Raw genomic sequence first — 19,171 nt, forward strand, 5'->3', positions numbered from 1 at the left:
GCTTTTTTAGGAATTGATATGTACCATTACGATCAGTACGACCACCTCATCATCAAAGAACGCATCGCCCAGTACCGAGACCAGGTTGCGCGCCGTATCGCCAATGAACTGACGGAAGAGGAATTCATTCCGCTGCGCCTGCAAAACGGCCTGTATATGCAACGCCATGCCTACATGCTGCGCATCGCCGTACCGTACGGCTTGCTGTCGGCGAAGCAGATGCGCATGTTCGCGCACATCGCGCGCAAGTACGACCGCGGCTATGGCCACTTCACGACGCGCCAGAACATCCAGTTCAACTGGATTGAGCTGGAACAAACGCCCGACATCCTGACGGACCTCGCTTCCGTGGAAATGCACGCGATCCAGACCTCCGGCAACTGTATCCGTAATACAACATCGGACCCGTTCGCCGGCGTCGCCGCCGATGAAATCATCGATCCGCGCCCGTACGCGGAAGTGTTGCGCCAGTGGAGCACCTTCCACCCCGAGTTCATCGCCCTGCCCCGCAAATTCAAGGTCGCCATCAATGGCGCCGAGGAAGACCGCGCCGCCATCGCCGTGCACGACATCGGTCTGACGGCCGTGCGCAACGAAGCCGGCGAAGTGGGCTTCAAGGTGATGGCGGGCGGCGGCATGGGCCGCACGCCGATCCTGGGCAGCGTCGTGCGTGACTTCCTGCCATGGCAGCACTTGCTCACGTATATCCAGGCGATCATGCGCGTGTACAACTTGCACGGCCGCCGCGACAACAAATACAAGGCGCGCATCAAGATCCTGTTGAAGGCCATCGGCGTGGAAGAATTCACGCGCCAGGTGGAAGCCGAATGGGTCGACTTGAAGGATGGCCCGGAAACCTTGACGGCCGAGGAAATGCAGCGCGTGGCGGACTTCTTCAATCCGCCCGCCTACCTTGCCCTGCCAGAACTCGATTACCAGGCCGAACACGCGGACAACAAGGCCTATGTAAATTGGCTGGCGCGCAACGTCAAGCCGCACCAGCGCCCCGGCTACGTGGCCGTGGTACTGTCCCTGAAGAAAACCGGCGTGCCGCCGGGCGACGCGACGGCCGAGCAGATCGACTTCGTGGCCGACCTGGCCGACCGCTACAGCTTTGGCGAACTGCGCGTGACGCACGAGCAAAACCTGGTGCTGGCCGACGTGGAACAGTCGAAACTGTTCGCACTGTGGCAGGAAGCCAAGGCGCACGGCCTGGCCACGCCGAACATCGGTTTGCTGACGGACATGATCTGCTGCCCGGGCGGCGATTTCTGCTCGCTGGCCAACGCCAAGTCGCTGCCGATCGCGGCCGCCATCGCGGAACGCTTCGACAGCATCGACTTCCAGCACGACATCGGCGAGATCGAACTGAATATTTCCGGCTGCATCAATGCCTGCGGCCACCATCACGTGGGCAGCATCGGCATCCTCGGCGTCGACAAGGATGGCAGCGAATGGTATCAAGTGTCGATTGGCGGCGCGCAAGGCAACAACGCGGCCATCGGCAAGATCATCGGACCATCGTTCTCTTCCCTGCAGATGCCTGAAGTCATCGGCCGCCTGCTGCACGTCTACGTGCGCGACCGCCACGAAGGCGAGCGCTTCGTCGATACGGCCCAGCGCCTGGGCCTGGCGCCGTTCAAGGAACACGTATATGCAACGCCGATCACGGTCGGCAACCTGGTGGGAGAAGACGAATATGTTTGAAGTACGCGAAGAAATCATCAAGAACGCCGCCGTGGTGCCGAATACCTGGGGCTTGCTGCGCCTCGATGAGACGGACACGCCGGAAACGGTGGTCGTGCCTGCAGGCAAGGTCATCGTGCCGCTGCCCGTGTGGCAAGCCCAGCGCGAAACCCTGGCGGCCCGCCTGCCCGACATCGGCGTCTGGCTGGCCAGCGACGAGCGGCCGGAAGAGCTGGCGGCCGATGTGGCGCAACTGCCCGTCATCGGCGTGGACTTCCCGAAATTCACGGACGGCCGCGGCTATTCCATCGCCTTCAACCTGCGCGCCCGCCTGGGTTTCCAGGGTGAATTGCGCGCCATCGGCGACGTGCTGCGCGACCAGCTGTTTTCCATGCACAGGGTCGGCTTCGATGCGTATGCGACACGTCCGGACCGCAGCATCCATGACGCGCTGAAAGGATTATCCGTGTTTTCGGAAACCTACCAGGCGTCGTGGGACCAGAAATCGCCGCTGTTCCGCCGCCACCACCGCGAAGGCCAGAATCCTGACCTCGACAACGCGGCCGGCATCTGAGGACCCATCATGAGCGATCTGACTTCTTTGATTGACGCCACCGAGCAAACGCTGACACGCATCGCCGCGGATTTTTCGCCGGCCGTGTTCGCGTCCAGCCTGGCAGCCGAAGACATGGTGCTGACCGACATGATTCTCAAGGCAAAGCTGCCCATCGGCATCTTTTCCCTGGAAACGGGCCGGCTGCACCAGGAAACCCTGGCCGTGCTCGACAAGGTGAAAACCCGCTACGACCACGACATCACCCTGTACCGCCCGAGGCCGGAAGCGGTGGCCGCCTACGTGGAACAGAATGGCCTGAATGCCTTTTACAACAGCGTCGAGATGCGCCGCGAATGCTGCCGCATCCGCAAGGTCGAGCCGCTGGGCCGCGCCCTGGCGGGCAACAAGGCCTGGGTCACGGGCCAGCGCCGCGCCCAGTCCACCACGCGCGCCGAATTGCACGTGCAGGAAGACGACGCGGCGCACGCGATGACGAAATTCAACCCGCTGGCCGACTGGTCCGAGCAGGATGTGTGGGACTATATCCGTGCCAACGACGTGCCCTACAACGCGCTGCACGACCAGGGCTACCCGTCCATCGGCTGCGAACCGTGCACGCGGGCCGTGCAGCCGGGCGAAGACGTGCGCGCCGGACGCTGGTGGTGGGAAAATCCGGATTCCAAGGAATGCGGCCTGCACATGGTGGACGGCAAGTTGATCCGCATCAAATCCGTGGCAGCCTGAACAGACACAACAGACTCAGCAGAACAAGAAAGCATCCATATGAGCAATATTTTGAACCAGCGTCACCTCGACAGTCTTGAATCGGAAGCCATCCACATCATGCGCGAAGTGGCGGCCGAATCGGCCAATCCCGCCCTGTTGTTTTCCGGCGGCAAGGATTCCGTCGTCCTGCTGCGCCTGGCCGAGAAGGCCTTCCGCCCGGGCAAGTTCCCGTTTCCCCTCGTGCATATCGACACGGGCCATAACTTCCCGGAAGTCATTACTTTCCGTGATAAAAAGGTGGCGCAGCTGGGCGAGCGCCTGATCGTCGGCTCCGTGGAAGACTCGATCAAGCGCGGCACCGTGCGCCTGCGCAATCCGGCCACGGATTCGCGCAACGCGGCGCAAGCCGTGACCTTGCTGGAAACCATCGCCGAACACGGTTTTGACGCCTGCATCGGCGGCGCGCGCCGCGATGAAGAGAAGGCCCGCGCCAAGGAACGCATCTTTTCCTTCCGCGACGAATTTGGCGCCTGGGACCCGAAAGCCCAGCGCCCCGAGCTGTGGGACCTGTATAACACGCGCGTGCATCCGGGTGAAAACATGCGCGTCTTCCCCATCTCGAACTGGACGGAACTGGACGTGTGGCAATACATCGCCCGCGAGCAACTGGAATTGCCGCCGATTTACTTCGCGCACGAGCGCCAGGTGATCCCGCGCAACGGTTTATTGGTGCCGCTGACGGATCTGACGCCGCCGCGCGACGGCGAAACGGTGGAAACGCAAGTCGTGCGCTTCCGCACCGTGGGCGATATCTCGTGCACCTGCCCCGTGTCGTCCGACGCGGCGACGGTGGACGCCATCATCGCCGAGACGGCAATCACGCAAATCACGGAACGGGGCGCCACCCGCATGGATGACCAGACTTCCGAAGCCTCGATGGAAAAACGCAAGAAAGCAGGGTATTTCTAATGAACGCAGCAATCCAGAACACCACTCTCACCGACAGCCTGGAGCGCGGCATGTTGCGCTTCATCACGGCCGGTTCCGTCGATGACGGCAAGAGCACCCTGATCGGCCGTTTGCTGTTCGACAGCAAGGGCATCTTCGCCGACCAGCTCGACGCCATGTCGCGCTCCAAGCACAAGCGCACGGTGGGCGACACGGTCGACCTGTCGCTGCTGACGGACGGCCTGGAAGCGGAACGCGAGCAAGGCATCACCATCGACGTGGCCTACCGTTACTTTGCCACGCCGAAACGCAAGTTCATCATCGCCGACACGCCGGGCCACGAGCAGTACACGCGCAACATGGTCACGGGCGCTTCCACGGCCGACGCCGTCATCATCCTGATCGACGTGTCGAAGGTGAAACTGGGTGACGACGGCAGCGTGGAACTGTTGATCCAGACCAAGCGCCATTCGACGATTGCCCATCTGCTGCAGATCGAGCACGTGGTCGTGGCCGTCAACAAGATGGACCTGGTCGACTACGATGAAACGGTCTATAACCGCATCGTCGCGGCCTACCGCACATTCGCCCAGTCGCTGGGTCTGAAGGACATCACGCCGATTCCGCTGTCCGCCTTGACGGGCGACAACGTCGTCGAACGCGGCGACAAGCTGGGCTGGTACACGGGTCCCACCCTGATCGAGCTGCTCGAATCGCTGTCCGTCTACGACGAGTCGCACGACACGCCGTTCCGCTTCCCGGTGCAGCTGGTGGCGCGCCACAACGGCCACGAAGCGAACGACTTCCGCGGCTACATGGGCCGCATCGAGGCGGGCAAGGTCAGCATCGGCGACACCCTGGTGGTGCAGCCGTCGGGCCAGACGGCGACAGTGAAAGATATCGTCACCCTGGACGGCTCGCTGCCGACGGCCGTGGTGGGCCAGTCCGTGACCCTGCTGCTGAATGAATACCTCGATATCTCGCGCGGCGACCTGCTGGCCAGCAGCGAGCGCCCTGCCACCCTGCTGAAACAGGTGGTGGCCGACGTATGCTGGCTGTCGGAAGACGCGCTGGACCTGCGCCGCAAGTACTGGATCAAGCACGGCACCAAGCAGACGGCGGCCAAGGTGACGGCGATCGAATCGATCCTCGACATCAACACGCAGCAGCGCCATCCGGCCGAAGGCTTGAAGCTCAACGACATCGCCCGCATCAGTCTGAACGTGCAGCAGGCGCTGGCGGCCGATGCGTATGCCGATATCCGCGCCACCGGGGCATTCATCCTGATCGATGAAGTCACCCACCAGACCGTCGCGGCCGGCATGGTCCGACTCTAACCCGCTTCGTCCAGGAAAGGCAGCCATATGCACAGCTCCCCATCACTCCCCGGCAAGGTCTACCTGATCGGTGCCGGCCCCGGCGCGCAAGATCTGATGACCTTGCGCGGCGCCCGCCTGCTGGCGCAGGCCGACGTCGTGCTGCACGACGCGCTGGTGACAAGCGAGATGCTGGAGCTGTGCCCGCAGGCGCACAAGATCCTGGTCGGCAAGCGCTGCGGCCAGTTATCGACGGCGCAGGCGTTTATCAACAAGCAGCTGGTCGACAATGCCCGCAAGCACGCCGTCGTGGTGCGCCTGAAAGGGGGCGACCCCATGCTGTTCGGCCGTGCCGACGAGGAATTGCGTACGCTGGAAGAGGCGGGCATCGCCGTCGAAGTGGTGCCCGGCATTACCACGGCGCTGGCGGCGGCGGCCGCCACACAGCAGCCGCTGACCAAGCGGGGCGTGTCGCGCAGCGTGGCCTTTTTCACGTCCAGCACGGCGCCGGGCGAACCGGAGCAGACGCGCATTCCCGACTGCGACACCCTGGTGCAATACATGGGCGGACGCGAAGCCATCGCCACGGCGCAGCGCCTGCTGGCTCTGGGCCGCCGGGCCGATACCCCCGTGGTGGTGATTGAAAACTGCAGCCGCCCGGACCAGCGCATCGTGCGCCTGACGCTGAGCGCCCTGGCGCATGGCCTGGGCGACACCCACGGCCCCGTGCTGGTGATGCTGGGCGACGCCATGGCCGCGCGCGCGCACCAGCCCATCGCAGAAACGGCGGCCATGCTGGCGCGCCATGCTTGAATAAACACAGCGTATTTTACCGACTTTAAAGTCAGTAACCGACGTCTTCAGAAGAAACATGATACGATGCTCACGCATCTTTTCTCGAGAAGTTGTTGCGTGATAGCAATAAAATCACGCTTCGCCCCGCCATAGCGCTTGCCGCGCGGTCTTCCGGCTGACGGAAACCGCCATGCAATCTCCCCGAAAAAGCTGCGCCCGCAGGCTGCAATACCGCGCCGCGCAACTTTAGCCTTACGACCACACATGAATTTCACTTCCATGCGCGAAGCCCTGACTTCGCTCAGCCGCAGCAATGCCGGCGTCGCCAGCGCTGTGCTGCTAAGCATGCTCACCTCCATCGCCCTGTGGACGGTGTTTCCGAATATCGACGATGAAAACCATTTGCTGGAATGGCTGCAGGCGCTGTTCCTGGCCCTGGCCTGCACGGTGCACGGCGTGCGGGCATGGCAAGAGCCTGACCGCCAGTCCTTGCGCTTCCTCATGCATGCCGGCTTGTCGGCCCTGCTGTTCGGCTTCCTGCTGCGCGAACTCGATATCGACCAGTTCGGCACGGCGCCCGCCTGGGCGCAGCTGGAAAAAGCCCTGCGCGTGGTGGAATTGCTGATCCTGATACGCGTGCTGATCTTTTTCGCGCCGCGCGCGCGCAAGGTGTTTGCCCATGCGGGCCTGATTTTCAGCATGCGCATCACCATCCTGACGGCCATCGGCGGCTTGCTGATGGTGGCCGGCTGGCCGTTCGACAAGAAGGTCTTCCATGGCATGCCGGACGCCTACGCGCTGCTGGGTGAGGAAGTCTTCGAACTGGGCGCCTATTTGCTGCTGTTCCTCGCTTCGCTGTCCGACAGCACGGCCGCCGCCCGCATCAGCCTGGCGCCCAAGGGCAAGCGCTAAGCCATTTCAAATGAAGACGGCAGCGGCAGCAGCCGCTGCAAGGTGGCGGCCACGCGCAGCAGGCGCGGGTCGTCGTCCCCGGCCTCGTCGCAGGTATCGTTGATGCAGAAAAACGGCAAGCTGCCGAAACGCGCCGCCAGCTCCTCAAGCTGCCGCGGCGCCTGGGCATCGCCGCTGGCGATATGCAGCGGGTCGAGCATGCGCGAGCGCGCAATCCCCTGATGCACCATCCAGCGCGGCACCAGGTCGGGCAGCAAGGCCGGCACCTGCCACGAGCGGAACACCGTCGCGCGCACGCTGGCAAACATGGCCGGCGCCAGCGCTTCCAATTCATGCAGGGCGCTTTTCAGCATGGGCCGCGGCGCATGCGCATACAGGCGCGGTTCATGCCGGTAAGCAGGATACTGCGCCGACAGCCATTGCCGCGACAACGTGGCGCAATTGACGGGCGCCGCCACGTCGGCGCGCAAGCCCGGCACCGCATCGTGCAGCGCACTTTCCGTGAAAACGCTCAAACGCCTGTCCCCGTCCCCGCCAAACCAGAATGCAGGCTCGAACGGCGCGCCGAAAAATACGTCGTCGTTCAAATACAGGAAGCGTTCGGACAGGCCCGGAATATGGTGCAGGTACGATTCGATATGGCCGGAATCGAACACGGGCAGGGACGCACCGGGCATCAGGCTCGCGTGATCGATCACCGTCAGGCGCGGCGAGGCGCGCAGCCAGGCGGGCACTTGCCGGTCCGTCAGCAGGTAGACGTGGCCGTGGCCGGGGAAGAAGCGCTCGAGCGCGCGCAGGTTGTAGCGCAGTTCGCCGTTGTCCCGGTAGCGCCCCGCCACGTTGCCGTGCAAGGCCAGCTGGCCGGGATGCGCCTGCGCCCAGGCGGCATATGCGTGCCGCCGGCGCGCGCGCCAGGCGGGATCGGCGCCGTCTACCCACAGGTAGACGATGTCGATGCCGCTCAAGGCAGAGGGCTGGAACCTGGCGCCGCCACGCAGTAATCGGCGATGGCGGCGAGCACGCTGGCGTTCTCGCCCACCGCCTCGACCACCTTCAGGCGCAGTGCCGGATGCTGCTGGCGCAGTTCTTCCAGCAGCAGCGGCAAGTCGCGCAGCACATGCCCGCCCTGCCCCAGGAACACGGGCACCACGGTGACGTCGAGGATGGCGCCGGCGGGCAGCTCGGCCAGCAGGCTCGCCACCAGCTCGGGCAGGCGCGGCGTCATCAGTTCCGGGAAGGCCAGGTGCACGCTGGTGCCGGGCATGCGCGCCTGGGTCAGGTCGCGCAGGCGCTCGAATGGGGCGGCCCACGATGCGGCGCGCGCGCCATGGGCAAACAAGATCAGCGCCTGTTTCACGTTCGTCTCCATCAGTGCCGCTCCACCCACCACAGGGCGCCCAGCGCCAGCAGCAGATACAGGGCGCTCGGCGCCACCGCCGTCAGGAAGGCCGGCCAGGTGCTGAGCAAGCCAAGATGCGAGAACAGCGTGTTGACCAGCATGAAGCTCACGCCGATCATGATGCCGATGAAAATCTTCAAGCTGATGCCGCCGCTGCGCGTATGCATGTAGGCGAACGGCAGCGCCAGCGCCATGAGCACGAAAATGGCCAGCGGATCGATCAGTTTTTTCCAGAAAGCGATGCGGAAACGCTCCGTTTCCTGCTTGTTCTCGGCCAGGTGACGCGTGTACACGGCCAGCTCGCTGGCCGACATGCGCTCGGGATCGGACGCCGACACCGTCAGGATCTTCGGCGTCACTTCCGACGTCATGTCCTTGCTGGCGCTTTGCACCGTACGCACCAGGCTCGTTTCCTGCGCATAGTAGTTTTCCAGCTTCGGCTCGAAGCCGGGCGAGGTCGCCGCGCTGTTCGAGAACGAGGTTTCCGTCACGTCGGTCAGGCGCCAGATATTATTGCCCTGATACGTCGCGCCCTTGGCGACGGTGAGGGTGCGCAAGCGCATATCGGTGTCGAATTCATACAGCTTGACGTTTTTCAGCTGGCCGTCGGGACGCGCTTCGCCCACGTTGAAGAAGCGCGAACCGGTGACGGTGCCCGTCAGGCCGTCGCTCTTGACCATGTCCTTGGTCCACAGGCCCGAGCGAAACTCGCTCGACACGGCCGCGCCGCGCGAAGTCAGCTTCAGGCGTTCGGCCAGCGGCTCCGTGCGCGGCGTGATCAACTCGCCGAAGATGAAGGTGATGACGACGAAGACGATACCGATGCGGAACAGGAAACCGGCAGCCATCGCCGTCGACATGCTCGATGCGCGCATGATGGTGAATTCGGAACTGGCGGCAAATTGCGCCATCGTGTAGATGGTGCCGATCAGCGCCGCGATCGGCATCACCTCGTACACGTGGCCCGGCACCAGCACCAGTACGTACAGGAAGGCGTACTGGATGGTATAGCCGTTGCGGCCCACCTTGGGCAGCTCGCCCGTCAGGTCGATGAAGGCTTGCAGTGCCAGGAAGGCCAGCAGCACGAACAGCACCGCCTGGAATATCGAGACCGCAAAATAGCGCTGTAAGATCTTCATTTCGATGCCGCTTTACTTGGTTTGCCGGCGCGGCGCGCGCGCTTGAAGGCCGCCAGCAGGACCAGCGGATGGTAGCGGTGGTTCACATTCAGGCGCCAGGCAAACAGCGCCACCACGGCCAGCGCCGCCAGCAGATGCAGCGGCCACCAGGCCAGGCCGAAGGTCAGGCGGCCCTGCTTGACGCTCGCTTCGATGACCTTGATCAGGTTACTGTAGGTGAAGAAAATCAGCAGGGCGATGATCAGGTTGGCCGAACTGCCGGCGCGCGGATTGACAAAGCCCAGCGGAATGGCCAGCAGGATCAGCATCAGGCCGATCAGCGGCGCGCTGACCCGCCACAGCAACTCGGCCATGGTGTAGGGATTCGGATCGGCGACCAGCGCCATGGTGCTCATGGCGCGCACGCCCAGTTCCGCGCCCAGTTCCTGCTGCTTGCTCTCGATGCGCATGATGTACTGCTCGAATTCCATGGTCTGGAAGTCCGCCTGTGTCGGCACGCCCTGGTAGCGGCGGCCGCTCTTGAGCACCAGGAAGCGTTCGCCCTTGGCGTCGGTATTGATCACGCCTTCTCTGGCGACGACGACGACGGCGCTGCCTTTTTCATCGACGGTATTGACGAAGACGTTCTGCACCACGTTCTTCTCGCCGCTGACGCCCTCGACGAAAAAGATGCGGTTGCTGCCGGCCGATTCGCGGAACTGGCCTGGCGTGACTTTCTGCAGGTCTTCGCGCTTTTCAAAGCGCGCCACATATTCATCGCTTTTCTTTTGCGCCCACGGCGTGGCGTACAAACTCAGGATACCGGTGGCCAGCACCAGCGGCAGGCCGAAACTGAGCACGGGCCAGATCCAGCGCGACAGGCTCAGGCCCGAGGCGAACCACACCACCATCTCCGACTCCTTGTAGCTGCGCGTGACGACCATCAGCACCGAAATGAAACCGGTGAGGATGATGATGGTGGGCAGCTGCATCAGGGCGGAAAAGACCATCAGGGACATGACGTCGGACGATGCAATCTTGCCGCCCGCCGCCTTGCCGAGAATACCGATCAGCATCCAGGTGAGCAGGATGCTGAACAAAACAGTGAAGGTGGCCCCGGCGGCACTAGCCAATTCACGTCGAAGGGCGCGTTGAAAGATCATTCGGAGTTTATAATTCGGATCAGTTAGTTGAGTAACACGTTACTAGTAAATGAAAACGGAGAACCAAATGGACTTTAGCATAAAAGCATTCGATACCAAGAGCACCCTCGGCACGGCCAAAAGCGGATGCATCGCGGTTGCGGTATTCGAAAACAAAAAACTGTCGCCAGCGGCAAAATCGCTGGACAGCAAGGGTGCGATTTCGGCTGCGCTGAAGTCCGGCGACATCAGCGGCAAGCCTGGCAGCACCTTGCTGCTGCGCGCAGTCGATGGCGTCGCCGCCGAACGTGTTCTGCTGGTAGGCATGGGCAGCGATGACACTGTCAGCGAAAAAGCTTCACGACCGGCGTACAAGCCGCACTGAAGGCCTTCGGCTCGCTGGGCGCTGCGGACGCCATTATCGCATTACCGCTGGCGGAAGTGAAAGAGCGCGACGTAAATTGGGCAATCCGTTGCGTGGTGCAAGCCGCCCACGACAGCGAATACCGCTGCGACTCGCAAAAAAGCAAAAGATCCGGCGCCGGCAGGCGTGCGCAAGATCGTCCTGGCCGCGCCAGCAACGGCGGCCACGCGCGGCGCGCTGGCGCAAGCCATCGCCATCGCCAATGGCTCCGACCTGACGCGCAACCTGGGCGACCTGCCGGCGAACATCGCCAATCCGACCTACCTGGCCAGCACGGCCAAGCAGCTGGCCAAGGATTACAAGTTCGAAGTCGAAGTACTGGACCGCAAACAGCTCGAAGCGCTGAAAATGGGCAGCTTCCTGTCCGTCACCAACGGCAGCGAACAGCCGCCGAAATTCATCGTCCTGAAGCACATGGGCGGCAAGGCCAAGGATGCGCCAGTGGTCCTGGTCGGCAAGGGCATCACCTTCGACACGGGCGGCATTTCGATCAAGGCCGGCCCCGGCATGGATGAAATGAAGTACGACATGTGCGGCGCCGCCTCGGTACTGGGCACCTTCCGCGCCATCGGCGAAATGAACCTGAAGCTGAACGTCATCGGCATCATCGCCGCGTGCGAAAACATGCCATCGGGCCGCGCCACCAAGCCGGGCGACATCGTCACCTCCATGAACGGCCTGACCATCGAAGTGCTGAATACGGACGCCGAAGGCCGCCTGGTGCTGTGCGACGCGCTGACCTACGCCGAACGCTTCAAGCCGGCAGCCGTGGTCGACATCGCCACGCTGACGGGCGCCTGCGTCGTCGCCCTGGGCCACCACAACAGCGGCCTGTTTACACGCAGCGATGCGGCGCATGACCAGCTGGCCAATGAATTGCTGGCAGCGGGCAAGCAGTCGAGCGACACGGCATGGCGCATGCCGATCGAAGAGGCGTACAACGAACAGCTGAAGTCGAACTTCGCCGACCTGGCCAACATCGGCACGCCAGGCGGCGGTTCGGTGACGGCAGCGGCATTCCTGGAAAACTTCACCAAGAAGTACACCTGGGCGCATCTGGACATCGCCGGCACGGCATGGAAATCGGGCGGATCGAAGGGCGCGACCGGCCGTCCAGTGCCACTGCTGACGACGTTCCTGATCAACCGCGTCTAAGAGAACGCCAGACCAAACCTGCTGCGCGGGGCTATTGGCGGCCGGCGATGCTCGCTGTACATAAAGTACAGCTGCGCTTCTCGGCCACCACTAGCTCCCGCTCGCTACGGTTTTGTCAGGCGTCGTTACGCAAGAAGACAGCCGCCACGGTCACTGACCCTGGCGGTTTTTTCATGCGTGGGATATTAATCAGTAGACGACGGGATTGGGCAAAGGCGACGGTGCCACCTTCGGCTGCACCACCGTTTCGGGCACGGCGGGTGCGGGCGGTGGCGCGGAAATCGGCGCGGGCGGCGGCGCCAGGCGGGCCGGGTCCTGCATGACGATGGTCAGGATCGACGGGTAGTCGAAGCCGGCGCCCGTGTTGCGGTCGACGAAATAGCCGACGCCCAGGGTCAGGATGACATTGCCCCAGACGCTGCCATTGAGCTTGGGGGCGATGTGGTCGTCCGTCGCGACGGCGGGCGAACCGTGCTTGCGGCAATCGACCTTCAACGGCTCCTGGCTCTTGCGGATGGTGATGCGTCCGGGCGTGGTGACGAACCACTTGCCCACGTCGTTGCTGAGGATGCAGCCGGCGCCCGTCAGCTCGCGGTTGTCCTGGATGGTTTGCACCAGCACCATCTGCTCCGTATTGCCCGTCAGGGTGGCGCAGCCGCCCAGGCCGAGCAGCAGCAGCGTCCTGACGGCAAGGGGAGCAGACAGCGGCAGGCGCATGGGAAGCTCGCTTAACGGACGGGGATAGGCTGGTCGCCGGGCACGGCGACGGCGGTGACGCTGTTTTTCGGGCTGCCCTCGATCAGGCGGTCGGAATACACGAGGTAGACGAGCGCATTGCGCTTGCTGTCGACCATGCGCACGACGCGCACGTGCTTGAAGAAGATCGAGGCACGCTCGGTAAACACTTCTTCCTGGCGCGGCAGCTTGCCCTTGAATTGCAGCGGCCCGACCTGGCGGCAAGCCACGGCCGCATCGGCCTTGTCCTCGGCCAGGCCGACGGCGCCCTTGATGCCGCCCGTCTTGGCGCGCGACAGATAGCAGCTGACGCCAGCGACGCGGGGATCGTCATACGCTTCGACGACGATCTTATGGTCAGGGCCGATCAGCTTGAACACCGTGTCGACCGAACCGATGGTTTCGGCATGCGCCGCGGCGCAGGCAAAGGCCAGCACCAAGGCGGCAGGCAGCAATTTACGCATGAAAGAATCCCGGGCACGCACGCAGGCGGCCATCAGTTGATGGGAGCGAAACGCTGGACCATGACGCCTTCGACTTCGATCAGTTGAAAGAACACGTCCTTCGGCCGGGTCCAGATGGAACCATCCGCGGCGCGATACACGATCATTGGCGTCAGATCCGCTTCCAGCGTGGCTTCGCACACCAGCTCATAAATGCCGCCCTTGTAGTGCCGATAACGCATCGCCGTCCCCTCAAGCCGTTGAATCTTCGCTCTTGTCGTCGGCCAGTGCCTTCTGCTTCATCTTCAGGCCCTGGATCACTTTCAGTATGCCTTCCATACCGGCCGCGCCATCGGCGCCGCTGAAGGCATCGAGCACCTCATTGAGCACCTTGTTGCGCACGGTCGCTTCATCGGAGGACATTTCCAGCGCGCGCTGGGCTTTCGCCGCCTTTTCGGCCGCGCTCACACGCGGCTTGGTCGCCGTCTTGCCATGCGTCAGAGCTGCCTGCCAGATAACCCAGCGGCGCTGGGTCTCGAAAATCAGGTACTCATCCGGTTTGTCTTCTCTTCGCCGCACAATGTGGCCGTCACGCTGCGCCCACGCTTCAAATGCAGTTCGCATTTTCTTCCTTTGCAAATGCTACGCGCAAGTCTCACTATTAAAACTGCAACATTTCAAAATAGTACCATCTATTGATGTCGCAAAACAGTCTCATAGATATAGTACTGCAATTTATATAACAAGTTTGGCGGCGCCAAGGGCGGAATTAACGTTCCGTCCCCGGCACAGTGGTCATGTAATCGGAATAGCAATTACAACGAATTACAACTGCTTCCTGTTCGGTTCTTAACTTGGCTGTAACAAAGCCGTATGACACAGTTGTTACATTGTGCCATTTTAGTAGTTTTTATCGCGTTTTAGCCAGAAACTTTACACCTTTGTCGCGTCAAGCGGCGAGACGCAGCCTGCCACGCCAGCCACTTATGCCAAATCAAGCAGAGTGGTTGATCAATGATACACAAAAACATAATATTCATGCGTCACGATTGGTTAAATGAAAATACTTTATTGCTACCGCTTTTGCGCTGTCAGGCGATACAGCCCGTGCCCGGCAGGCGGGGCAGGACGCCATCGGCACGCATGCGGTAAGATTCGCGCCTATCGCCACCCAATCGTCACCTACTCAAGCAAGGATTTTTCCCATGAAACTCGCCACCTGGAACGTCAACTCGCTCAAAGTGCGCCTGCCGCAAGTGCTGCAGTGGCTGACCGACAACCCGGTCGACATACTGTGCCTGCAAGAGACCAAGCTCACGGATGACAAGTTCCCTGTCGCCGACATCGAGGCGGCCGGCTACCAGGTGGTCTTCAGCGGCCAGAAGACCTACAACGGCGTGGCCATCCTGTCGAAGCTGCCGATCACCGACGTGGTGAAGAACAACCCGCGCTATGACGATGCGCAGCAGCGCATCCTGGCCGCCACCATCGCCGGCGTGCGCGTCGTCTGCGCCTATGTGCCGAACGGCCAGAGCGTCGACTCGGACAAATACGAATACAAGCTGGGCTGGCTGTCCGCCCTGCACGACTGGCTGGCCGAAGAAGCGCAGCAGCACCCGCAACTGGCCGTCGTCGGCGACTACAATATCGCCCCCGACGACCGCGACGTGCACGACCCCGTCGCCTGGGCAGGCCAGGTGCTGGTCTCGGACAAGGAACGCGCCGCCCTGCAACGCCTGTTCGACATCGGCCTGACGGATGCCTTCCGCCTGTTCGAGCAGGCGGAAAAATCGTTCAGCTGGTGGGATTACCGCCAGCTGGGCTTCCGCCTGAACAAGGGTCTGCGCATCGATCACATCCTCCTCTCGCCCGCCCTGGCAGGCCGCTGCACGGCCTGCGTGATCGACCGCGTGCCGCGCAAGTGGGAACAGCCGTCCGATCATGCGCCCGTCGTGGCGACGATTGATTAACTAGACGGCTATCCGCTCCAGCAGCGACTGCGCATTCGCTGCTGGCACGGGCGCGGAAAACAGATAGCCCTGCGCATAGCGGCAGCCGTGCGCCTGCAGCAGGGCGAACTGTTCCTCCGTTTCCACGCCCTCGGCCACGGCCGACAATTGCAGGCTGTCGGCCAGCGCGATGATGGCCGCCACGATGGCGCGGTCTTCCGCGCTGTGCTCGAGGTCCTTGATGAAGGCGCGGTCGATCTTGACCTTCTTCACGGGGAAGCGCTTCAGGTAGGCCAGGCTGGAATAGCCGGTGCCGAAATCGTCGATCGACAGGCGCAAGCCCATGCCATTGATCTGGCGCAAAATCTCCAGGGTATGCTCGCCGTGCTGCATCAGCGCCGTCTCGGTGATCTCGAATTCCAGCAGCGCCGGATCGATGCCCGTTTCCCGCACGACGGCGCCGATGGCCGCCACCAGGCCCTTGTGCATGAACTGCCGCGGCGACAGATTCACCGCCAGGGGCACCGGCTGCAAGCCCTGGCGCTGCCAGGCCATGCTTTGCTCGCACGCCTGGCGCATGACCCACTCGCCCACCGGCACGATCAGGCCGTTCTCCTCCATGATGGGAATGAAGCGGTCCGGCAGCACCAGGCCGTGGCCCGGGCGGCGCCAGCGCAGCAGCACTTCCATGCCGTGCAGGCGGCGCGTGGCGATATCGATGACGGGCTGGTAAAACAGTTCGAACTGCTGCAGCGCCAGCGCCGTGCGCAAGCTGCTTTCCAGGTCGAAGTGCAGGGCCGCCGCCTGGTTCATCGTCTGCGTGAAGAACTGGTAGTTGTTGCGGCCGTTGCCCTTGGCGTGGTACATGGCGGCATCGGCATGGCGCATCAGGGCGTCGACATCGCCGCCATCGTCCGGATACAGGCAGATGCCGATCGACGGCGTCACGTGCAGCACGTGGCCATCGAGCGGAAAGGCGGGCGTCAGCGCCTCGATGATCTTCTCGGCCACGCGCGCCGCTTCATCGGCGCCACGGATGCCCGGCACCAGCACGACGAATTCATCGCCGCCCAGGCGCGCCACCGTGTCGCTGGCGCGCACGGCGCCGCACAGCCGGGCGGCCACTTCCTTGAGCAGCAGGTCGCCCGTCATGTGGCCCAGCGAATCGTTGATGGTCTTGAAACGATCGAGGTCGATGAACATCACGGCCAGCTTGCGTTCCGAGCGCTGCGAAGCCAGCATGGCCCGCTCCAGCCGGTCCGACAGCAGCGCGCGGTTCGGCAAGCCCGTCAGGTTGTCGTGGTAGGCCATGTGGTGCACCCGCGCCTCGGCCTGGCGCCGCTCGACGATCTCGCCCTGCAGCAGCAGGTTGGCGCCGGCCAGTTCGGCCGTGCGTTCCTGCACCCGCAATTCCAGCTCGTCGCGCGCGCGGCGCACCGCCTCGGCCGCCTCGCGGCGCGCCGTCACGTCGTCGACCAGCCACACGGAACGGCCATGCGCATGCGCCAGGTCGAACGGCCGGCCGGACAGGCGCGCCCAGAAGCGGCTGCCATCCTTGCGCACCAGCTGGTACTCCGACATGTGCACCCTGCCCGCCTCGAAATCGCGCGCCGTCTCGCCGCGCGCCGCCTTCCACGCGGCCACGTCCGGGTACAGGGATTGCACCGACAGGCCGTTGATCTCGCCGGGTCCATAGCCGAACAGCTCTTCCATCTTGCTGTTGGCGCGCAAATTGTGGCCGCCCTCCACCACCGAGATGCCCAGCACGGCGCTGTCGAGGATGGCCTGGTTTTCCAGCAGCGCGTTGCGCAGGGATTCTTCGGCGCGCTTCGCTTCCGTGCGGTCCTCGATGATCCAGATGGTGCCGGCGGCGGGATCGTCCGGATTGACGACATAGGCGATCAGCTGCGCCCACAAGGTGCTGCCGTCGCGGCGCATCATCTCCACTTCCGTCTGGAAGGGCTTGGCCACCGACAGGAAGGGAAAGGCCGCCGCGCCCAGCAGGTCGTAGGACTGCTGCGACACGTACAGCGCGCGCCCGGGCAGGCCCAGCGCCTCGTCGCCGCTGTAGCCGAACATCGCCGCAAAGCCCAGGTTGTAGCGCGTGATCTGGCGGTTCTTGGTGTACAGGATGCTCACCGAGGCGTTCGTCATGATGGCCGCCACCTCCATCTGCGCCTGGCGGCTGGCCGTGATGTCTTCGAGGATCCAGATGGCGCCCTGCTCGCTGTGCGTCTGGTCGACGGCCTTGGCGCGGATGCGGCACCAGAACAGGCTGCCGTCGCGGCGGCGGAACAGCGACTCGTCCTGCTCGTACGGCAAGCCCTGCCCCAGCAGCGGCGTCGCTTGCACGCCAAACGCCTCGTAGGCGGCGGGCGAGGGAAACAGTTCGGCGGCGGGCAGTCCCTTCATCTCCTCCTGCGCGTAGCCGAACATTTCGGCGAAGCGGGGATTGCAGCGCAGGATCAGGCGCGAACGCGAAAACAGGATGCCGACGGAGGCGTTGTCGAGGATGGCCTGCTGCTCCAGCATCAGCTGGCGCGTGGCCTCCTCGGCCGCCTTCTGCGCGCTGCGGTCGTCGAACAGCCAGATCGTGTCGCGCAGCGCGCGGTCGGCCTGGCTCTCGGGATTCAGCACATAGCCATACGCCAGCGCCCAGAACGTCGAGCCGTCGCGGCGGCGCATCTCCATCTCGCCCTGGAACGGCAAGCCGCGCCGCAGCAGGGGCGCGGCCTGCCGCACCACGTTCTCGTAGGCCGCGCGCGACGGATACAGGTCGGCGACGGCCAGGCCCACGCCGCTGTCGCCATCGAAGCCGAAGCATTCCGCGAAGCGCCGGTTGTAGCGCAGCACGCCCTTGTCGCGCTGAAAACCGATGGCCAGCGGCGCGTTGTCCATTACGGCCTGCATTTCCAGCATGGCGCGGCGCAGCTGGTCTTCATCGCGCCGATGGTCGCTGATATCCTCGATGATCCACACCGTGCCGTCATGCGTATTGAGGGGATCGACGGCGCGCCCGTGCAGGCGGCTCCAGAACAAGGTGCCGTCCTGGCGCCGCAATTCCAGCTCCGTGCGGTATGGCTTGCCCTTCGAGAGCAGCGGCGCCGCTTCCAGCCCCAGCGCGCGGCAATGCTCGGCGGAGCGGTACAGCACCGCGCCCGGCATGCCCGTCAGCTGGTGGCGCGCATAGCCGAGCATCTCGGCGGCGCGGATATTGCACTCCTCGATGAAGCCCCCTTGGAAAACACGATGCCGACGGCGGCGCTTTCCAGATCGCCTGCTGTTCCAGCAAGGTCTTGCGCAAGGCTTGCTGGTCGCGCTGCTGCACGCGGATGTCGGCAAACACGAGGGTCGCGCCCGGCAAGCCATCGTCCACCAGCAGGGGCCTGGACCAGACCTGCACGGCGATGGCGCCCGCCTCCCCTTGCAGGCTGCTGTCCCAGTGCCGCTCGCGCCCGGCCGCGCCGAGCGCGCCGCGCAGCATGCTCGTGCTCGACGCGCGGTAGGCGTCCGTAAAACAGTCGGCCAGCAGGCGGCCCGTCACATCCCTGCCCAGCAAGGCGTTCAAGGCGCCATTCGCCGCCACCACCATGCCGCAGGCATCGCAGGCGCACGCGGGCAAGGCGATCAGCTGCAAGGCATCGGCGATGAAATCGGGACTGGTCGGTACGCGCTTCATGGACACCATGGATGGTTAAAGACAAAGTGAACATGTGCCTGGGGAAACACATTCTTCCAAGCATCATGGTGCTGCTAGATCATAAACCAGTTTCCCGCCGTTTTTTCATATTCCTTATTGGCAATATCTGAAACGCCACAGAGCATGTGCAACACGCCCGTTGCAACGGCGTTGCATGGCAAAAAATT

18 protein-coding genes and 1 pseudogene are annotated in these 19,171 nt (G+C 63.4%); 9 read left to right on the forward strand and 10 right to left on the reverse strand.

Annotation, left to right across the window (positions count from 1 at the left end; translation table 11 throughout):
• Window positions 1-18 precede the first annotated feature (18 nt).
• Genes ACRHIG_RS26225 through cobA form a run of 6 tightly spaced genes read left to right on the forward strand, consistent with a single transcriptional unit; the run spans window position 19 to window position 6,045 of the window.
• Window positions 19-1,707, forward strand: a complete 1,689-nt coding sequence (locus ACRHIG_RS26225) for a nitrite/sulfite reductase (RefSeq protein ID WP_475415210.1) — start codon at window positions 19-21, stop codon at window positions 1,705-1,707.
• Window positions 1,700-2,260 carry a DUF934 domain-containing protein gene (locus tag ACRHIG_RS26230; RefSeq protein WP_475415209.1) on the forward strand — a complete coding sequence of 187 codons (561 nt, stop codon included), beginning with the start codon at window positions 1,700-1,702 and terminating at the stop codon, window positions 2,258-2,260. The genes ACRHIG_RS26225 and ACRHIG_RS26230 overlap by 8 nt, the downstream gene beginning before the upstream one ends.
• Before the next feature lie 9 nt (window positions 2,261-2,269).
• Window positions 2,270-2,986, forward strand: coding sequence for a phosphoadenylyl-sulfate reductase (locus ACRHIG_RS26235; protein WP_489628408.1), 717 nt, complete (start codon window positions 2,270-2,272; stop codon window positions 2,984-2,986).
• A 33-nt stretch (window positions 2,987-3,019) separates the two neighbouring features.
• Window positions 3,020-3,937 (forward strand): sulfate adenylyltransferase subunit CysD, encoded by a 918-nt coding sequence (cysD, locus tag ACRHIG_RS26240; RefSeq protein ID WP_475415217.1) that lies wholly within the window; start codon window positions 3,020-3,022, stop codon window positions 3,935-3,937.
• Complete coding sequence (locus ACRHIG_RS26245; RefSeq protein ID WP_489628409.1) at window positions 3,937-5,253, forward strand: sulfate adenylyltransferase subunit 1; 1,317 nt, start codon at window positions 3,937-3,939, stop codon at window positions 5,251-5,253. The genes cysD and ACRHIG_RS26245 overlap by 1 nt, the downstream gene beginning before the upstream one ends.
• A 27-nt stretch (window positions 5,254-5,280) precedes the next feature.
• On the forward strand, window positions 5,281-6,045 hold the full coding sequence (gene cobA / locus ACRHIG_RS26250) for a uroporphyrinogen-III C-methyltransferase (protein WP_489628410.1): 765 nt from the start codon (window positions 5,281-5,283) through the stop codon (window positions 6,043-6,045).
• A 47-nt stretch (window positions 6,046-6,092) separates the two neighbouring features.
• On the opposite strand, the gene ACRHIG_RS26255 is transcribed toward cobA, so the two are convergent.
• The gene (locus tag ACRHIG_RS26255; RefSeq protein WP_489628411.1) at window positions 6,093-6,308 is read right to left on the reverse strand and encodes a hypothetical protein; all 216 of its coding nucleotides are present in this window, start codon (window positions 6,306-6,308) and stop codon (window positions 6,093-6,095) included.
• Here ACRHIG_RS26255 and ACRHIG_RS26260 point away from each other — a divergent pair.
• Window positions 6,307-6,939, forward strand: a complete 633-nt coding sequence (locus ACRHIG_RS26260; protein WP_489628412.1) for a hypothetical protein — start codon at window positions 6,307-6,309, stop codon at window positions 6,937-6,939. The two genes, ACRHIG_RS26255 and ACRHIG_RS26260, sit on opposite strands and share 2 nt — an antisense overlap.
• Here ACRHIG_RS26260 and ACRHIG_RS26265 read toward each other — a convergent pair.
• Genes ACRHIG_RS26265 through lptF form a run of 4 tightly spaced genes read right to left on the reverse strand, consistent with a single transcriptional unit; the run spans window position 6,936 to window position 10,619 of the window.
• Entirely contained in the window at window positions 6,936-7,904 is a 969-nt protein-coding gene (locus tag ACRHIG_RS26265; protein WP_489628413.1) for a Stealth CR1 domain-containing protein, read from the reverse strand. The two genes, ACRHIG_RS26260 and ACRHIG_RS26265, sit on opposite strands and share 4 nt — an antisense overlap.
• A complete protein-coding gene (locus ACRHIG_RS26270; protein ID WP_489628414.1) occupies window positions 7,901-8,308 on the reverse strand; it encodes a sirohydrochlorin chelatase in 408 nt (135 codons plus the stop codon). The genes ACRHIG_RS26265 and ACRHIG_RS26270 overlap by 4 nt, the downstream gene beginning before the upstream one ends.
• On the reverse strand, window positions 8,308-9,477 hold the full coding sequence (gene lptG, locus ACRHIG_RS26275) for an LPS export ABC transporter permease LptG (protein WP_475415202.1): 1,170 nt from the start codon (window positions 9,475-9,477) through the stop codon (window positions 8,308-8,310). The genes ACRHIG_RS26270 and lptG overlap by 1 nt, the downstream gene beginning before the upstream one ends.
• Window positions 9,474-10,619 carry an LPS export ABC transporter permease LptF gene (lptF, locus tag ACRHIG_RS26280; protein ID WP_475415201.1) on the reverse strand — a complete coding sequence of 382 codons (1,146 nt, stop codon included), beginning with the start codon at window positions 10,617-10,619 and terminating at the stop codon, window positions 9,474-9,476. Before lptF ends, lptG begins: the two co-directional genes overlap by 4 nt.
• Window positions 10,620-10,686: 67 nt before the next feature.
• Here lptF and ACRHIG_RS26285 point away from each other — a divergent pair.
• Window positions 10,687-12,177, forward strand: a pseudogene (locus ACRHIG_RS26285) (leucyl aminopeptidase).
• A 189-nt stretch (window positions 12,178-12,366) separates the two neighbouring features.
• Here the strand turns inward: ACRHIG_RS26285 and ACRHIG_RS26290 are convergent.
• The 4 genes from ACRHIG_RS26290 to ACRHIG_RS26305 are packed head-to-tail and all read right to left on the reverse strand — an operon-like array spanning window position 12,367 to window position 13,994.
• Window positions 12,367-12,894 (reverse strand): hypothetical protein, encoded by a 528-nt coding sequence (locus ACRHIG_RS26290; protein ID WP_489628415.1) that lies wholly within the window; start codon window positions 12,892-12,894, stop codon window positions 12,367-12,369.
• 11 nt (window positions 12,895-12,905) lie between these two features.
• Window positions 12,906-13,376 carry a CreA family protein gene (locus tag ACRHIG_RS26295; RefSeq protein ID WP_230538379.1) on the reverse strand — a complete coding sequence of 157 codons (471 nt, stop codon included), beginning with the start codon at window positions 13,374-13,376 and terminating at the stop codon, window positions 12,906-12,908.
• A gap of 32 nt (window positions 13,377-13,408) precedes the next feature.
• A complete protein-coding gene (locus ACRHIG_RS26300; RefSeq protein ID WP_034782199.1) occupies window positions 13,409-13,597 on the reverse strand; it encodes a DUF1653 domain-containing protein in 189 nt (62 codons plus the stop codon).
• A 10-nt stretch (window positions 13,598-13,607) separates the two neighbouring features.
• Window positions 13,608-13,994: a phiTE_015 family protein gene (locus ACRHIG_RS26305; RefSeq protein WP_489628416.1), complete on the reverse strand. Its 387-nt coding sequence runs from the start codon at window positions 13,992-13,994 to the stop codon at window positions 13,608-13,610.
• A gap of 566 nt (window positions 13,995-14,560) precedes the next feature.
• On the opposite strand from ACRHIG_RS26305, the gene xth reads away from it, so the two are divergent.
• Window positions 14,561-15,325 (forward strand): exodeoxyribonuclease III, encoded by a 765-nt coding sequence (gene xth, locus ACRHIG_RS26310; RefSeq protein WP_475415197.1) that lies wholly within the window; start codon window positions 14,561-14,563, stop codon window positions 15,323-15,325.
• On the opposite strand, the gene ACRHIG_RS26315 is transcribed toward xth, so the two are convergent.
• Window positions 15,326-18,502: a sensor domain-containing protein gene (locus tag ACRHIG_RS26315; RefSeq protein ID WP_489628417.1), complete on the reverse strand. Its 3,177-nt coding sequence runs from the start codon at window positions 18,500-18,502 to the stop codon at window positions 15,326-15,328.
• Window positions 18,503-19,171 lie beyond the last annotated feature (669 nt).

This window comes from Janthinobacterium sp. C22, assembly GCF_057919405.1.

What these genes read in the sequence shown, in the direction of transcription:
- xth (WP_475415197.1), top strand. Translation starts at nt 14,561, where the DNA reads ATGAAACTCGCCACCTGGAACGTCAACTCGCTCAAAGTGCGCCTGCCG.
- ACRHIG_RS26315 (WP_489628417.1), bottom strand. Translation starts at nt 18,502, where the DNA reads ATGCTCGGCTATGCGCGCCACCAGCTGACGGGCATGCCGGGCGCGGTG.
- ACRHIG_RS26230 (WP_475415209.1), top strand. Translation starts at nt 1,700, where the DNA reads ATGTTTGAAGTACGCGAAGAAATCATCAAGAACGCCGCCGTGGTGCCG.
- lptG (WP_475415202.1), bottom strand. Translation starts at nt 9,477, where the DNA reads ATGAAGATCTTACAGCGCTATTTTGCGGTCTCGATATTCCAGGCGGTG.
- ACRHIG_RS26245 (WP_489628409.1), top strand. Translation starts at nt 3,937, where the DNA reads ATGAACGCAGCAATCCAGAACACCACTCTCACCGACAGCCTGGAGCGC.
- ACRHIG_RS26295 (WP_230538379.1), bottom strand. Translation starts at nt 13,376, where the DNA reads ATGCGTAAATTGCTGCCTGCCGCCTTGGTGCTGGCCTTTGCCTGCGCC.
- lptF (WP_475415201.1), bottom strand. Translation starts at nt 10,619, where the DNA reads ATGATCTTTCAACGCGCCCTTCGACGTGAATTGGCTAGTGCCGCCGGG.
- ACRHIG_RS26300 (WP_034782199.1), bottom strand. Translation starts at nt 13,597, where the DNA reads ATGCGTTATCGGCACTACAAGGGCGGCATTTATGAGCTGGTGTGCGAA.
- ACRHIG_RS26290 (WP_489628415.1), bottom strand. Translation starts at nt 12,894, where the DNA reads ATGCGCCTGCCGCTGTCTGCTCCCCTTGCCGTCAGGACGCTGCTGCTG.
- ACRHIG_RS26270 (WP_489628414.1), bottom strand. Translation starts at nt 8,308, where the DNA reads ATGGAGACGAACGTGAAACAGGCGCTGATCTTGTTTGCCCATGGCGCG.
- ACRHIG_RS26260 (WP_489628412.1), top strand. Translation starts at nt 6,307, where the DNA reads ATGCGCGAAGCCCTGACTTCGCTCAGCCGCAGCAATGCCGGCGTCGCC.
- ACRHIG_RS26225 (WP_475415210.1), top strand. Translation starts at nt 19, where the DNA reads ATGTACCATTACGATCAGTACGACCACCTCATCATCAAAGAACGCATC.
- cobA (WP_489628410.1), top strand. Translation starts at nt 5,281, where the DNA reads ATGCACAGCTCCCCATCACTCCCCGGCAAGGTCTACCTGATCGGTGCC.
- ACRHIG_RS26255 (WP_489628411.1), bottom strand. Translation starts at nt 6,308, where the DNA reads ATGGAAGTGAAATTCATGTGTGGTCGTAAGGCTAAAGTTGCGCGGCGC.
- ACRHIG_RS26235 (WP_489628408.1), top strand. Translation starts at nt 2,270, where the DNA reads ATGAGCGATCTGACTTCTTTGATTGACGCCACCGAGCAAACGCTGACA.